We start from the raw sequence: 13345 nt of genomic DNA, 5'->3' as shown, positions 1-13345 counted from the left end.
CTGACGCCCTGACCGGCGTCAGTCGCAGGACTCGGGAGCTTCGTCCCCGTCCGGCGCCGGGGCGCGACCGCCGCGTGCACCGGGGATGTGCGGTAGCCGGGCGGCGGAGGCGACACCCTCCAGGTACCCGCGCGCCCGCTCGGTGCGCGGGTACGCCTCCAGCAGCGCCCAGAAGGCCGGGCCGTGGTCGGGTACCAACAGGTGCGCCAGCTCGTGCAGCAGCACGTAGTCCACGACGTAGCCGGGCATGCCCTGGAGCCGGTGGGAGAGCCTGATGGTGCGCTCGCTGGGGGTGCAGGAGCCCCAGCGAGAGTTCTGGTTGGTCACCCAGCGGACCTGCTCGGGCTCGGCCCTGCCGCCCAGGTAGGCCGCCGACAGCTCCCGGGCCCGCACCGCCAGGGCATCGTCCCCGAGCGTACGGCGGCTCTCCTGCGCGGCCAGCTTGTCGAGCATCTGCGCCACCCAGCGCTGCTCCTCCGCGTGCGACATCCGGGCGGGGATCAACACGATCGTCCGGTCGCCCTCGCGGTAGGCGGAGACCGTACGGCTGCGGCGGGCGCTGCGGCGGACCTCGACGCCGGACCGGGCGGGGAACGGAGGTGCGTCCCGGCCGTCCCGACCGGCCGGGGTCTCCCGGGCGGTTGACGAGGTCTCGCGGACCGAGGCGGTGTCGGGGTGCGGGGCGGCACCGGAGAGCGGGGAGGCGCCCGGTGCCGGGCGCGCACGGCTGCTCGGCGTCGCCACTCCCGGCCCGGAGGCTGCACGGGCACGCCGAGGCGACACCGAAGGATGGGAGTCCCTTTCGGCTGCCATGGCACCCGACGTTACCCGGTGTCACGGACAGAAGTCCGCTGCCATGGCCGAAATGTTTCCCGGCCCGATCGGTAACGAAAGGTGCCGCCGAGCCGACTGTGGAAGTTGTCCACAGGGTGTGCGAAACGCTGGTCCGATCATCGGCCCGGACCTGTGGACAACCTGGCCCGCTGCGACGGCGCCATCGGGCATCCTGCCGTCGGACGAACACCCCGCAACGTCTCAGCACCGCCCTCGCACCGCCCCTCGCACCGCGCCGGAGGACCGCCATGCACCCCGTGTCCAGGCCCATGCTCAAGCCCGCACTCTCCCGCGCCTGGCGGGACCGAGACACCCTGCAGTTCGGCACCGTCCGTCGGCACGCCCGGCTGGTCGAGGAGGTCGACCAGGCCGTCACCGCCTTCCTGGACCTGATCGACGGCACCCGCGAGCACAGCGCCCTGCTCGACGCCGGGGAACGGCTCGGCCTCGGCACCGCGGTGGCCGAGCAGCTGCTCGCCTCGCTGGCGCAGAGCGGTCTGCTGGATGACGCGGAGGCCACCGCCAAGGCCCTCGCCGGGTACCCGCGTCCGCGACAGGACCTGCTCGGCCCCGACCTCGCCTCGCTCTCCCTGGTCCACCCGGCGCCCGGCGAGGCCCCGGCGGTGCTCCGGGGGCGGTGCCGGGCCCGGGTCGAGGTGCGCGGCGCCGGGCGGGTGGGCGCGGCCGTCGCCGCCGCACTCGCCGCGGGCGGGGTCGGTACGGTCACCGTCCTGGACAAGGGCCGGGTCACGGCACGGGACTGCTCCCCCGCCGGGTACCCGCCCTCCGAGGTCGGCCGACTGCGCACCACCGCCGCCCGGGACGTGGTGCACCGGGCCGCCGGGGCCGCTGTCGGCGAGCGGTACCGCCCGTCCCGCAGGCCGGGCGCCGACACACCGCCCATGCTGGTCGTGCTGGCTCCCCGGGACGGCAGCGGCGCCTTCACCGGTACGGCGGCCGAGGCCCACCGGCTGATGCGCGCGGGCATCCCGCACCTGTACGTCGGTGTGCTGGAGCACCTGGGCGTCGTCGGGCCGCTGGTGGTGCCCGGCGCTTCGGCCTGCGGCAGCTGCGCCACCCTGGCCCGGCGGGACGAGGACGAGGCCTGGCCCAGGCTGCTCGCCCAGCTCGGCGACGAGGGCCCGGGGCGGCCCCGGGCGCCCGCCTGCGACAGCGCGCTCGCCACCGCGGTGGCCGGGCTCGCCGCGCTGCACGTCCAGCTGTACCTGGACGGCGGGAGTCCGCCGAGCATCGACGGCTGGTGCGAGGTGTCCGCCGCCGACGGCATGGCCCGGCGCCTGCGGCTGCCCAGCCACCCGGACTGCGGCTGCCTCTGGCAGTCGGTGCCCCGGCCCAGGCCCACCGCCGACGAGTCGATGCACCCGGCCTGACGCGCGCCCCCAGCGGGCGGCTCACGCCCCCGTGCGCGCCCGCCGGCCCCACCCGGACACCGGGGCACCCGGGTATCGGCCGCCCCTCCGGCCGGTACCGCGACCAGCGCTGTGGACAGCGGCGTGAACAGCGGTTTCGCTCAAGGCATTCGGTCGGACCTGACCGTACGACCGAGCAGATCGGGCGAACGGGCACAATGGCGTAGTGACCACCATCCTCCGGTCTGCTGTGACCGACGGGGACAACTGACTTGGAGGCCCCCGGGTGAGCGATCTTCCGCGCAAGGCAGTGACCCGCACGGCTCGGCTCGCCGCCCTACCCCTCGGGATAGCCGGACGCGCCACCCTGGGTTTCGGCAAGCGGATCGGCGGGCGTTCGGCGGAGGTGGTCACCGCCGAACTCCAGCAGGCCACCGCCGACCAACTCTTCAAGGTCCTCGGGGAGTTGAAAGGCGGCGCGATGAAGTTCGGGCAGGTGCTGTCCGTCTTCGAGGCCGCACTGCCCGAGGAGGTCGCCGGGCCCTACCGGGCCGCCCTGACCAAACTCCAGGACGCCGCGCCGCCGATGCCCGCCGCCTCCGTGCATGCCGCACTGTCCGAGCGGCTCGGCAAGGACTGGCGGTCGAAGTTCCGGCAGTTCGACGACCGTCCGGCCGCCGCCGCCTCGATCGGACAGGTGCACCGGGCCGTCTGGCACGACGGGCGCGAGGTCGCGGTCAAGGTCCAGTACCCGGGAGCCGGGGACGCACTGCTCTCCGACCTCACCCAACTCAGCCGGGTGGCCTGGCTGGTCGGTCCGCTGATCCCCGGGCTCGACATCAAGCCGCTGATCTCCGAGCTGCGTGAACGGGTCTCCGAGGAGCTCGACTACGAGCTGGAGGCGGACGCCCAGCGGCGGCACGCCGAGGAGTTCGCCGACGACCCGGACATCACGGTGCCCAAGGTGGTGGCCCAGACCGACCAGGTGCTGATCACCGAGTGGCTGGACGGCGTCCCGCTGGCCGAGGTGATCGCGAACGGCACCCAGCGCGAGCGGGACCGGGCCGGCCAGCTGCTGGCCCGCTTCCTGTTCGCCGGCCCGTCCCGCACCGGCCTGCTGCACGCCGACCCGCACCCCGGGAACTTCCGGCTCATCAAGGACGGCCGGGCCGCGTCCGATTGGCGCCTGGGCGTACTCGACTTCGGCACCGTGGACCGGCTGCCCGAGGGGCTGCCCACCCCGATCGGGGACTCACTGCGGATGGCCCTCGCCGGGGACGCCTCCGGAGTCCTGGACATGCTCCGCGAGGAGGGCTTCGTCAAGCCGTCGATCGAACTGGACCCGGACGCCGTCCTGGAGTACCTGCTGCCGATCATCGAACCGGCCAGCGTGGACACCTTCCACTTCACCCGCAGCTGGATGCGCTCCCAGGCGGCCCGGATCGCCGACCCCCGTTCCCCCGCCTACAACCTCGGCAAGCAGCTCAACCTGCCGCCCGCCTACCTGCTGATCCACCGGGTCACGCTCAGCACCATCGGGGTGCTCTGCCAGCTGGGCGCCAAAGCGCCGTTCCGGGGCGAGATGCTGGACTGGCTCCCCGGCTTCGCCGATGAAACCGCCACCGAGGCCATGCTGGAGGACGCCCTGGCAGAGGTCCTGGAAGAGGGCTGACGCTCAAGGGAGACCGTGATGCGGCGATGGCCGCTCCCCTGTTCGCAGGGGAGCGGCCATCGCCGTCACTGTGGTGCAGGCCGGAACCTGCCGGGCGCGCAAGGCGCTTGCCTCGCTTACATCGCCTACATCACGGCAACCGCGAGCGCCTTGCGGGCACGCAGCGAAGCGCGCTCGGCGCGGCGCTTCAGCTTCGCCGCCCGCGCGACGCGGAGGACCAGACGTTGGTGCTCGGCCTCTTGCAAGCGCTCTTGCATATGGGCCCGGGCCAGGGATTCCTGGAGAAGATGCATTTCGAGTGTCCTGTTCTGGATCTGAAGTTCAGTGGTCTGCTCGGCGCGGACGGTCGGATCGATGGCGGCGGGGGTCATGTGGTGGTCCTGCTCGTGGTGCGTGTTCGGGAAGGGACGGGAGAGTTCTGCATCCGCCTTGGCGGCGGCGATACGGATGGAGTGCCGCAGAGCGCTGTCCAGCGGGGGCTGCTCTCCCCGACCGACGGCTGCCGCGGACTTCGCGGGGTTCATGCCATGACCTCGTTCTTGCGCGGACGGCCCCGGGGCCGCTTGCGGGCGACGACCACGCCCTGAACGAAGAGCTCGCCACCCCAGACGCCCCACGGCTCACGCCGCTCCAGCGCACCGGCCAGGCACGCCTCCTTCACCGGGCAGGTGCCGCAGAGCGACTTGGCGTACTCCACGTCGGCCGGCGTCTCCGCGAAGAAGACCTCGGGGTCGAAGGCACGACACGGGATGGGCTGTCCGAGCGCCTCGGCGTCGTCGAGCGCGGTGAGCTGCATGAGGGAAACCTCCGGAGGGTCGGCCTGGTCGGCCTTGGTGTTGTCTGTCGGTACGGACGGGAGTGGCGGTGTGATGACCGTGGACACTGTGGGTGTTCCTCGTCTTCTCTCTGTGGTTCCGATCCCGGCCTGCTGGTGGGGCTGGATCGGAGGCCCCGAGGGGCCAGGGTGGGTCTGACGTACCGGACAAACAGAAGGGCCGCGGATCCCGGTGTTACGGGGTTCCGCGGCCCTGGAGTGCCGACCTGAGGGTGCCTCAGGTTCGCTCTCTCCAGGGTCCAGGCCCGCGGAAGGCCCGCATCCGGATGGCCATGGCGCCGGTAAAGGCGGCCTCGGCCAGGTTGATCTGCTGCTGATCCTGCTTCTGGGCTGCTCCGGCACCGATGACCCGCGCATAGTCGCCATGCTTGGCGGCGGCTACGACGGCCTTCGATGCCTGGAGCGGTCGCTCGCTACGGGACAGACCCGACTCGACGGACGTGGCATCAGTGTTGCCAAGACCACTGACAGTGGAGCCGCCGAGAACAGCGGCATTGGCAATGGAGACACCGGTGGCGTCGAGACCCAGACCGCCCTCGGCAGGGACGACCACGTCGCACAGCTGTGCGGCGAGGATCGAGGTGCCGGTGGCGTCGAACTGCGCGAGTGCACGCCAAGGCATGGCGATGACGGTCTGGCCAGTCAGTTTGGTGATCATCTTGGTTCCCACTGTCTTCGCCTCCTCTCGGCGTCTCGCGGTGCCCGGTCCCCCGGGCTCCGATGTTCGGATGTCTGTCAGGTCAAGCAGGTACAGCCAGGTCAAGCAGGGACAGCTGATGGTGCGCAGGGGGAAGCTGTTTCAGGAGTGACCCCGTCCAGCTCGCGGTCTTGTCCCCTTGACCGCTCCGGCAGGCTATTGCGCTCCCAGCACGGCGCGCAAACTATTTTTTCGGCGAGTTCCGAAGTGGTCTTCCGAGCGGCTCAGGCCGGCTCGTCCGACTCCCCCGAGTCTCCCCCCGGGGTCTCCCCCTGCTGGTCGCCCTCGGACTCGTCCTCGGGAACCTCCCCAGCGCACAACGACAGCACGGCGGCCCCGTACTTGTCCAGTTTCATGGCACCGACTCCCGAGATCAGCGCGAGTTCGCGGGCGCTGGCCGGGACGTCCTCGGCGATCGCCATCAGGGTGGCGTCGGTGAAGACGACGTAGGCCGGGGCACCCTGCTTCTTCGCCTGACCGGCCCGCCACTCGCGCAGCCGCTCGAACAGCGCCTCGTCCATCGAGGAGGGGCAGTCCTCGCAGCGGCGCAGCTTTCGCTCCACCGCCTCGGTCAGCGTGCGGTCGCAGACCCGGCACTTGACCGGCCCGCGCACCTTGCGGCCGGCCGAGCGCTCGACCCCGGACTCCACCCCGCCCCGGCCCCCGCGCGAGCGCCCGCCCGGGGCGCTGGAGCCCGGCCGCAGGCCGTCCAGGAAGCGGGTGGGCTTGCGGCTCGCCCGGCCGCCCGGGGAGCGCGAGAGCGCCCAGGACAGCGTCAGGTGCACCCTGGCCCGGGTGGCCCCGACGTAGAGCAGTCGGCGCTCCTCCTCGATCTGCTCGTCGGTCTTGGCGTAGATGATCGGCAGGGTGCCCTCGGAGAGGCCGACCAGGAAGACCGCGTCCCACTCCAGACCCTTGGCGGCGTGCAGCGATGCCAGCGTGACGCCCTCCACCGCGGGGGCGTGCTGGGCGGCGGCGCGGGCGTCGAGCTCGGTGACGTAGGCCGCGAGGTCCGCGGCGCCGCCCGCGGCCAGCCGGGCCGCCTCGAACTCCTCGGCGAGCCGGACCAGCGCGGCCAGCGACTCCCACCGCTCGCGGACGGTGCCCGAACCGGCCGGGGGCACCGGGGTGAAGCCCCGGCTGGCCAGCACCGCCCGGACCTGCCCGGCGAGGTCGGGCGCGTCGGCGGTCAGCGGGTCGGACCCGGCGCGGGCGGCGCCGCGCAGCAGCATTACCGAGTCCCGTACCTCCGGCCTCTCGAAGAACCGCTCGGCGCCCTTGAGCTGGTACGAGATGCCGAGGTCGGCCAGCGCCTGTTCGTAGACCTCGGACTGGCCGTTGGTACGGAACAGCACCGCGATCTCGCTCGCCCGCACGCCCTGGGCCAGCAGCTTCTCGATCGCGTGCGCGGTGCTCTCGGCCTCGGTCGGCTCGTCCGGGTACTCGACGTAGACCGGGTCCGGGCCGGCCTCGCGCTGGGAGATCAGCTCCAGGCGGTGCTGGGCCGCCTGGCCCCTGGCCTGGGCGAGCAGGCCATTGGCCAGGTGCACCACCTGCGGGGTGGAGCGGTAGTCGCGGACCAGCTTGACCACCGTGGCCTCGGGGTGCCGGTTGCGGAAGTTCAGCAGGTAGTCGGGGGTGGCGCCGGTGAAGGAGTAGATGGTCTGGCTGGCGTCGCCGACCACGCAGAGGCTGGCGCCGCCGGTCGTCCACTGGTCGAGCAGGCGCTGCTGGAGCGGGGAGACGTCCTGGTACTCGTCCACCGTGAAGTGGCGGTACTGGGCGCGGACCCGGTCGGCGATCTCCGGGCGGTCCTCCAGGATCGCGGCGGTCAGCAGCAGCACGTCCTCGAAGTCGATCACGCCCCGGTCGCGCTTGGTCTGCTCGTAGGTGGCGTAGACCCTGGCGATCTCGGCCGGGTCGCGCGGGGCGTCGCGGCCGGTCTTGAGCACGGCGGCCGGGTAGTCGTCCGGCACGATCTGGGTGACCTTGGCCCACTCGATCTCGCTGGTCAGGTCGCGCAGTTCGGTGCGCTGGACCCGCAGGCCGCTGCGGCCGGCGGCCTCGGCGACCAGCTGCACCTTGCGCTCCAGCAGCCTGGGCACCTCGCCGCCGATCGCGCGCGGCCAGAAGTACTGGAGCTGGCGGAGCGCGGCGGAGTGGAAGGTGCGGGCCTGCACGCCCTCGGCGCCGAGCTGGCGCAGCCGGCCGCGCATCTCGCCGGCCGCGCGGGCGGTGAAGGTGACGGCGAGCACCTGCTGCGGCTGGTAGACGCCGCTGCGCACGCCGTAGGCGATCCGGTGGGTGATCGCCCTGGTCTTGCCCGTCCCGGCGCCCGCGAGGACGCAGACGGGCCCGTGCAGGGCCGTGGCCACCGCCCGCTGCTCAGGGTCGAGGCCCGCCAGCACGGCGTCGGCGCCGACCGCCGCCCCACCGGCGGGGCCGAGGGTGTCGTACGGACCGGAGGTGCCCAGGAGCTCTTGCTGCATGCCGTCCATCCTCGCAGGGTCGACCGACGATCCGGTCCGGGTTGTCCACAGGCCCGGCAGGGTGAACGGATAATCACTCCGCGAACCGGCGCGCGTTCCACGTCACGCGCCGGGCGCACGAGGAATGTCGGAAGCACTCCGTACGTTCTGGTCACAGACCGCAAGCCCCCCTCGCCGAAGGAGCCCACCGCCATGTCCGGCAGCGTCACGATGTACAGCACGACCTGGTGCGGGTACTGCAACCGTCTGAAGAGCCAGCTGGACCGGGAGGGCATCGGCTACACCGAGATCAACATCGAGCAGGACCCGGACTCGGCGTCCTTCGTCGAGTCGGTGAACAACGGCAACCAGACCGTCCCGACCGTGCTGGTCCAGCCGGCCGGCGGCGGCGAGCGGGTCGTGATGACCAACCCGAGCCTGATTCAGGTCAAGAAGGCCTTGGCCGCCTGACCCGGGATCAACTCCGCGGCGGCCCCGGCCTGTTCGGACCCGGGGCCGTCCGCGTCCAGTTCGGGTGCCGGCCGGGCGCCCAGCTCGCCGAGTCCGTACACCAGCCGGCAGCGGTCCGCCGAGTAGCGCGACTCGACCACCCGGACCGGACCGCGCCGGTCGTACGTCACCCGGGTCTGCACCAGCAGCGGCACCCCGGGGCCGCCCTGGAACCAGGCCGACTCCTCGGGCCCGGGCATCCGCGACACCAGGTGGTCCACCGCGCCGATCTCGGTGCGGCCGAGCGCGGCCAGCACCGACTCGTCCCCGCCCGGCACCGGGTCGGGCTCCATCAGCGGCGTACCGGCGGCCAGCCCGGCCCGGTAGTGGCTCTCCTCGATCGAGTACGGCTCACGGTCCATCAGCCGCAGCTGGCGGCGGACCACCACCGCCTCGCCCGGCCGCATCCCGAGCCGCTCGGCGATGTCCACCCGGGCCCGGACGATCAGCATCTCGAAGTCCACCGTCAACCGGCGTCCCGCCGTCTGTGCCTCTTTCGGGTAGACCTCGGAGGGGGTGGTCAGGCAGTCCGGCAGGCCGGGAACGGGCGCGGGACCGTACACCCGGTGGTCCAGCACCGGGTGGTCCTTGAGGAAGGTCCCCTTGCCCTGGAGGCGGACCAGCCTGCCCTCGTTGACCAGCACGTCGACCGCGAGGCGGACGGTGTTGCGGGCCACGCCGTACTGCTGCTCCAGCTCCCCCTCGACCGGGAGCGGGACGTCGCCGGGCCACTCCCCGGCCGCGATGCGGCGGCGCAGATCGGCGGCCAGACGCTGGTACTTCGGTGATTGGGCACTGCCCCGTGGGATTGTCACCCGAGTGAATGTAGCGAGAGGGCTTGCGCCATTTCAGCGAAACCGGCCAATATTGGCCGGGATTGGGGATTCCGAGATTGATCCCAACCAGAACGATTGCGGTCGCCCGGCGACACCGTCGCCAAATCCGGCGCCGTATTCCAACCAGCACACCGGGGGCGGATCCATGCCCGTAACCAGTTCCGCGCACCTGTACAACGCGCGCCAGGCCGACCAGCAACGCGCCGCCCCGGGCGGCGCCCGGCAGCGGCCCGGCCGCACCCTCGAGGCTGCCGATCGCGGCGCGTGGTCGGTGACGGCCACCTTCCCGCCCCAGCCGCGGAATGTCGGCCGGGCCCGCCAGCTGACCTGCACCGCACTGGCCGCCTGGGGCGCCGCCGACCTGGTCGACAGCGCCCAGCTGGTGGTGTCCGAGCTGGTCACCAATGCGGTGCGGTACGGCCGGGGCGCCATCTCGATCACCCTGGCGCTGACCGACGCCGCCCTGCAGATCTCGGTCGCGGACTTCGGCCGCGAGCTGCCCCAGGCCCGGGAAGCCGGTGAGGAGGACTCCAGCGGGCGGGGCCTGGCCATCGTCACCATGCTCTGCGAGGAGTGGTCGGTGACCACCCGGCTGACCGGCAAGACCGTCAGCTGCTGGCTCGACCTGTCCTGACCCGTCCCGACATGCACGGTCGGAAATCATCGAAGCCGGTCAGGGATTCGATCAAATTAATCTGACAATAAAGACCGAAGGGGCGTGCAGAGAACATCCGCACGCCCCCATTTCGCGCCAATCGGCGGAAATCGGCGACTAACCGCGGGCCGTCGAAGGCAGCGGCTCGCCGTACCAGAGTTCGACCAGATGACGGGCGATCGAGATTCCGGACGGCGGCAGGATCTCCCCTGCGAGCATTCCGGCCCGCAGTTCCTCCCGGGAGAACCAGCGCGCCTCGGCCAGTTCCTCACCGTCGACGGTGATCGCGGTGCCCCCCGGTTCGGCCGTGCCCAGGAAGCCCAGCATCAGGCTGGCCGGGAACGGCCACGGCTGGCTGGCCACGTACTCGACCTCGGCGACCCGGACCCCGGCCTCCTCGAAGACCTCCCGGCCCACCGCCTGCTCGATCGACTCACCGGGCTCGACGAATCCCGCCAGCGTGGACCAGCGGCCCTCCGGCCAGATCGCCTGACGGCCGAGCAGGCAGCGGTCCTGCTCGTCGGTGATCAGCATGATCACCGCCGGGTCGGTGCGCGGGTAGTGCTCGGCGGCGCAGGAGGTGCAGCGGCGCACGTGTCCGGCCCCGGCCTTCTCGGTCGCATGGCCGCAGCGCGAGCAGAAGCTGTGCAGCCGGTGCCAGTGCTCCAGCGCGACCGCGTGCACCAGCAGCCCGGCGTCGCGGTCCGAGAGCATCGCCCCGACCTCGCGCAGCCCGGCCGGGCGGGCGTCGCCGTCCAGGCGGCCGGGCAGGCTCTCGCCGGCCAGGGCGAAGTACGAGGTCCCGTCGTCGTCGGTGCCGAGGAAGTACCGGTCGCCGGTCTGCGGCGCCTCGAAGGAGGGCAGCAGCACCAGCTCGGTACCAAGCTCGGTGTCGACCACGAAGGCCTCGCCGCCCGAGATCGGCAGCACCTTGGTGCTCGGGTGGCTCCAGGCCGCCGCCAGCCACGGCTCGTCGAACCGGTGCTGCGCGGCCCGGTCCACGCCGGCGCGGGCCAGGGCGAGAGGCTTGGTATCAGGCACGGTGCTCAACTCGGTCCATCCCCGTTCTGGTTGTCTTCAGCTCATCGCCGTGCGCATGCGCGGGCCTCACGCCCGACGCCAGTTCTCGGCCAGGTCGCCCCAGAGGTAGGCGGCCGTCTCGACACCCTTGGCCAGCAGGTCGAGCTCGACCTTCTCGTTGACCGAGTGCCAGCCGTCCGAGGGCACCGAGATGCCCAGGAAGAGCACCGGGGCACCGAGCACGTCCTGCAGGTCGGCGGCCGGGCCCGAGCCCCCCTCGCGGGTGAACAGGATCTTCTTCTCGAACGCGCGCCCCATCGCCCGGACGGTGGACTGCAGCGCCGGGTGGTCCAGCGGCGTCAGGCACGGCCGGGTGGCACCGGGGAAGACCAGCTCGTACCGGATGCCCTCGGGCACCTGCGCGGCCACCCAGGCGCGGACGGCCTCCCGGACCTTCTCCACCTCCTGGCCCGCCACCAGCCGGAAGGAGAGCTTGAGGTGCGCCTCGGCCGGCACGATGGTCTTGCCGCCGGGGCCGGTGTAGCCGCCCCAGATGCCGTTGACCTCGGCGGTCGGACGGGCCCAGACCCGCTCCAGGGTGGTGTAGCCGGCCTCGCCCTGGGTGCCGTACGACTTGGCGACCTTGAGCCACTGCGCCTCGTTGAAGGGCAGCTCGGCGAAGAGCTCGCGCTCCTGCTCGGTCAGCTCGACGATGCCGTCGTAGAAGCCCGGGATCGCCACCTTGCGGTCGGCGTCGTGCAGGGCCGCGGCGAGCGAGGCCGCGACATCGGCCGGGTTGGGGACGGCGCCGCCGAAGGAACCGGAGTGGATGTCGCTGTCCGGGCCGTACAGGTCGATCTGGGCGTCGGCCAGGCCGCGCATACCGGTGCAGACGGTCGGAGTGTCCTCGGCCCACATGCCGGTGTCCGAGATGATGACCACATCGGCGGCCAGGCGCTCGGCCTCGCGGCGGACCAGGTTCGCGAAGTTCGGCGAGCCGGACTCCTCCTCGCCCTCGATCAGCAGCTTGAGGTTGACGGCGGGGGCGGTGCGGCCGGTGGCCGCCAGGTGCGCCCGGACACCCAGCGTGTGGAAGAAGACCTGGCCCTTGTCGTCCGCCGCGCCCCGGGCGAACAGCTGCTTGCCGATGACGGTCGGGGTGAACGGCTCGGTCGCCCAGCCGTCCTCCTTGGCCGCGGGCTGCACGTCGTGGTGGCCGTAGACCAGCACGGTGGGGGCGGACGAATCCCCGGAGGGCCACTCGGCGAACACGGCCGGCAGTCCGTCGGTCTCCCAGACCTCCGCCACCGGGAACCCGGTGGCGGTCAGCTTCGCGGCCAGCCACTCCGCCGACCGGCGGACCTCGCCGGCCCGGTCCGGGTCGGCGGAGACGGACGGGATGCTCAGCCAGTCGGAGAGATCCTGCAGGAAGGAGGCCTGGTGCTGGTCGATGTAGGAGCGGACGACGCTGTCCGGGGTTTTCGTCATACGGACGACTTTAGTTCGCCCATGCGGGTGTGTGCCCACGACGTCCGCGCACCGAACCAGTAACCTCCGTCACCCCCCGGGACTCCTGGGACCCCTGGGACCCCTGGGACCCGACCCTCCACGATGTCGGGCATCCCGCGCCGGACCGGGTCGGTCAGGTCGGCCTCGGCCTGGTGGCGGAGGGGACCAGCAGGCTGGCGGCGTCCCGGCTGGTGGTCTGGTCGACCATCCGGCCGTCCCGCAGGAAGACCACGCGGTCCGCCCAGGCCGCGTGCCTGGCCTCGTGGGTCACCATCACCCCGGCCGCACCCGCGTCGCAACGCGCCCGCAGGACGGCGAGCACCGACTCCCCGGTGGTGGAGTCCAGCGCTCCGGTCGGCTCGTCGGCCAGGACCAGGCGGCGGTCGCCGATCAGGGCCCGGGCGATGGCGACCCGCTGCTGCTGGCCGCCCGACATGTCGTCGGGGAACCGGTCCGCCAGCTCGGCGATCCCCATCTCCGCCAGCGCCGCCAGCGCCTCCCTGCGGGCGGCGCGGCTGGAGGCACCGTCGAGTTCGCGGGGCAGCGCGATGTTCTCCGCGGCGGTCAGCGCCGGTATCAGGTTGTAGTCCTGGAAGACGTAGCCGATCGAGCGGCGGCGCACCTGGGCCAGCCGCTTGCGGGACAGCCCGCCGAGTGCGACGCCCTCGACCAGCACCTCACCTGTGCTCGGGGTGTCCAGGCCGCCCGCCAGGGTCAGCAGGGTGGACTTCCCGGAGCCCGACGGGCCCATCACGGCGACCAGCTCCCCCGGGTACACCCGCAGGTCGATCCCGCGCAGGGCCTGCACCTCGGCGGCACCCCGGCCGTGCACCCGGGTGACCTCCGCCAGGTGCAGGACCGGCACCGGCTCCGCACCGCCGGACTGCCCGCCGGTCAACTGAGTAGTACTCAACTCTCCCCCTGCGATGGCTTGTTCGC

13 protein-coding genes are annotated in these 13345 nt (G+C 72.3%); 4 read left to right on the top strand and 9 right to left on the bottom strand.

Features of this window, described 5'->3' with window-relative positions; translation table 11 throughout:
* Positions 1-18: 18 nt before the first annotated feature.
* Positions 19-783, bottom strand: coding sequence for a M48 metallopeptidase family protein (locus tag UK12_RS01705; RefSeq protein ID WP_231590992.1), 765 nt, complete (start codon positions 781-783; stop codon positions 19-21).
* A 308-nt stretch (positions 784-1091) separates the two neighbouring features.
* Here UK12_RS01705 and UK12_RS01700 point away from each other — a divergent pair, with 308 nt between their 5' ends.
* Together UK12_RS01700 and UK12_RS01695 are read left to right on the top strand one after the other, a co-directional pair.
* The gene (locus tag UK12_RS01700) at positions 1092-2225 is read left to right on the top strand and encodes a ThiF family adenylyltransferase (RefSeq protein ID WP_197084462.1); all 1134 of its coding nucleotides are present in this window, start codon (positions 1092-1094) and stop codon (positions 2223-2225) included.
* A 265-nt stretch (positions 2226-2490) separates the two neighbouring features.
* Positions 2491-3876 (top strand): ABC1 kinase family protein, encoded by a 1386-nt coding sequence (locus UK12_RS01695; RefSeq protein ID WP_045298640.1) that lies wholly within the window; start codon positions 2491-2493, stop codon positions 3874-3876.
* 125 nt (positions 3877-4001) lie between these two features.
* Here UK12_RS01695 and UK12_RS40825 read toward each other — a convergent pair whose 3' ends face one another.
* The 4 genes from UK12_RS40825 to UK12_RS01675 form a co-directional block, all read right to left on the bottom strand.
* Positions 4002-4400, bottom strand: coding sequence for a hypothetical protein (locus UK12_RS40825; protein ID WP_197084461.1), 399 nt, complete (start codon positions 4398-4400; stop codon positions 4002-4004).
* Positions 4397-4672 carry a WhiB family transcriptional regulator gene (locus UK12_RS01685; RefSeq protein ID WP_082119234.1) on the bottom strand — a complete coding sequence of 92 codons (276 nt, stop codon included), beginning with the start codon at positions 4670-4672 and terminating at the stop codon, positions 4397-4399. The genes UK12_RS40825 and UK12_RS01685 overlap by 4 nt, the downstream gene beginning before the upstream one ends.
* Positions 4673-4928: 256 nt before the next feature.
* Positions 4929-5381 (bottom strand): hypothetical protein, encoded by a 453-nt coding sequence (locus UK12_RS01680; RefSeq protein WP_045298638.1) that lies wholly within the window; start codon positions 5379-5381, stop codon positions 4929-4931.
* Positions 5382-5632: 251 nt separating this feature from the next.
* Positions 5633-7897, bottom strand: a complete 2265-nt coding sequence (locus UK12_RS01675) for an ATP-dependent DNA helicase UvrD2 (RefSeq protein WP_197084460.1) — start codon at positions 7895-7897, stop codon at positions 5633-5635.
* A gap of 192 nt (positions 7898-8089) precedes the next feature.
* Here UK12_RS01675 and UK12_RS01670 point away from each other — a divergent pair, with 192 nt between their 5' ends.
* Complete coding sequence (locus UK12_RS01670) at positions 8090-8347, top strand: mycoredoxin (RefSeq protein WP_045298637.1); 258 nt, start codon at positions 8090-8092, stop codon at positions 8345-8347.
* On the opposite strand, the gene UK12_RS01665 is transcribed toward UK12_RS01670, so the two are convergent.
* The gene (locus tag UK12_RS01665; protein WP_045298635.1) at positions 8320-9201 is read right to left on the bottom strand and encodes a GntR family transcriptional regulator; all 882 of its coding nucleotides are present in this window, start codon (positions 9199-9201) and stop codon (positions 8320-8322) included. The genes UK12_RS01670 and UK12_RS01665 overlap by 28 nt on opposite strands.
* A 166-nt stretch (positions 9202-9367) precedes the next feature.
* Here UK12_RS01665 and UK12_RS01660 point away from each other — a divergent pair, with 166 nt between their 5' ends.
* The gene (locus UK12_RS01660) at positions 9368-9856 is read left to right on the top strand and encodes an ATP-binding protein (RefSeq protein ID WP_052681346.1); all 489 of its coding nucleotides are present in this window, start codon (positions 9368-9370) and stop codon (positions 9854-9856) included.
* 138 nt (positions 9857-9994) lie between these two features.
* On the opposite strand, the gene nudC is transcribed toward UK12_RS01660, so the two are convergent.
* The 3 genes from nudC to UK12_RS01645 all read right to left on the bottom strand — a co-directional run bounded on the left by nudC (position 9995) and on the right by UK12_RS01645 (position 13319).
* Positions 9995-10918 carry an NAD(+) diphosphatase gene (gene nudC / locus UK12_RS01655; protein WP_231591003.1) on the bottom strand — a complete coding sequence of 308 codons (924 nt, stop codon included), beginning with the start codon at positions 10916-10918 and terminating at the stop codon, positions 9995-9997.
* A gap of 66 nt (positions 10919-10984) precedes the next feature.
* The gene (locus UK12_RS01650) at positions 10985-12385 is read right to left on the bottom strand and encodes a dipeptidase (protein ID WP_045298632.1); all 1401 of its coding nucleotides are present in this window, start codon (positions 12383-12385) and stop codon (positions 10985-10987) included.
* A gap of 154 nt (positions 12386-12539) precedes the next feature.
* Positions 12540-13319: an ABC transporter ATP-binding protein gene (locus tag UK12_RS01645; RefSeq protein ID WP_231590991.1), complete on the bottom strand. Its 780-nt coding sequence runs from the start codon at positions 13317-13319 to the stop codon at positions 12540-12542.
* Between the last annotated feature and the right edge of the window lie 26 nt (positions 13320-13345).

Source organism: Saccharothrix sp. ST-888, assembly GCF_000955975.1.
Taxonomy (GTDB): Bacteria; Actinomycetota; Actinomycetes; order Streptomycetales; family Streptomycetaceae; genus Kitasatospora.
The sequence above is the reverse complement of the archived record's forward strand: the minus strand, read 5'-3'. Positions and strand labels throughout refer to the sequence as shown.

What these genes read in the sequence shown, in the direction of transcription:
- UK12_RS01650 (WP_045298632.1), bottom strand. Translation starts at nt 12,385, where the DNA reads ATGACGAAAACCCCGGACAGCGTCGTCCGCTCCTACATCGACCAGCAC.
- UK12_RS01670 (WP_045298637.1), top strand. Translation starts at nt 8,090, where the DNA reads ATGTCCGGCAGCGTCACGATGTACAGCACGACCTGGTGCGGGTACTGC.
- UK12_RS40825 (WP_197084461.1), bottom strand. Translation starts at nt 4,400, where the DNA reads ATGAACCCCGCGAAGTCCGCGGCAGCCGTCGGTCGGGGAGAGCAGCCC.
- UK12_RS01660 (WP_052681346.1), top strand. Translation starts at nt 9,368, where the DNA reads ATGCCCGTAACCAGTTCCGCGCACCTGTACAACGCGCGCCAGGCCGAC.
- UK12_RS01685 (WP_082119234.1), bottom strand. Translation starts at nt 4,672, where the DNA reads ATGCAGCTCACCGCGCTCGACGACGCCGAGGCGCTCGGACAGCCCATC.
- UK12_RS01675 (WP_197084460.1), bottom strand. Translation starts at nt 7,897, where the DNA reads ATGCAGCAAGAGCTCCTGGGCACCTCCGGTCCGTACGACACCCTCGGC.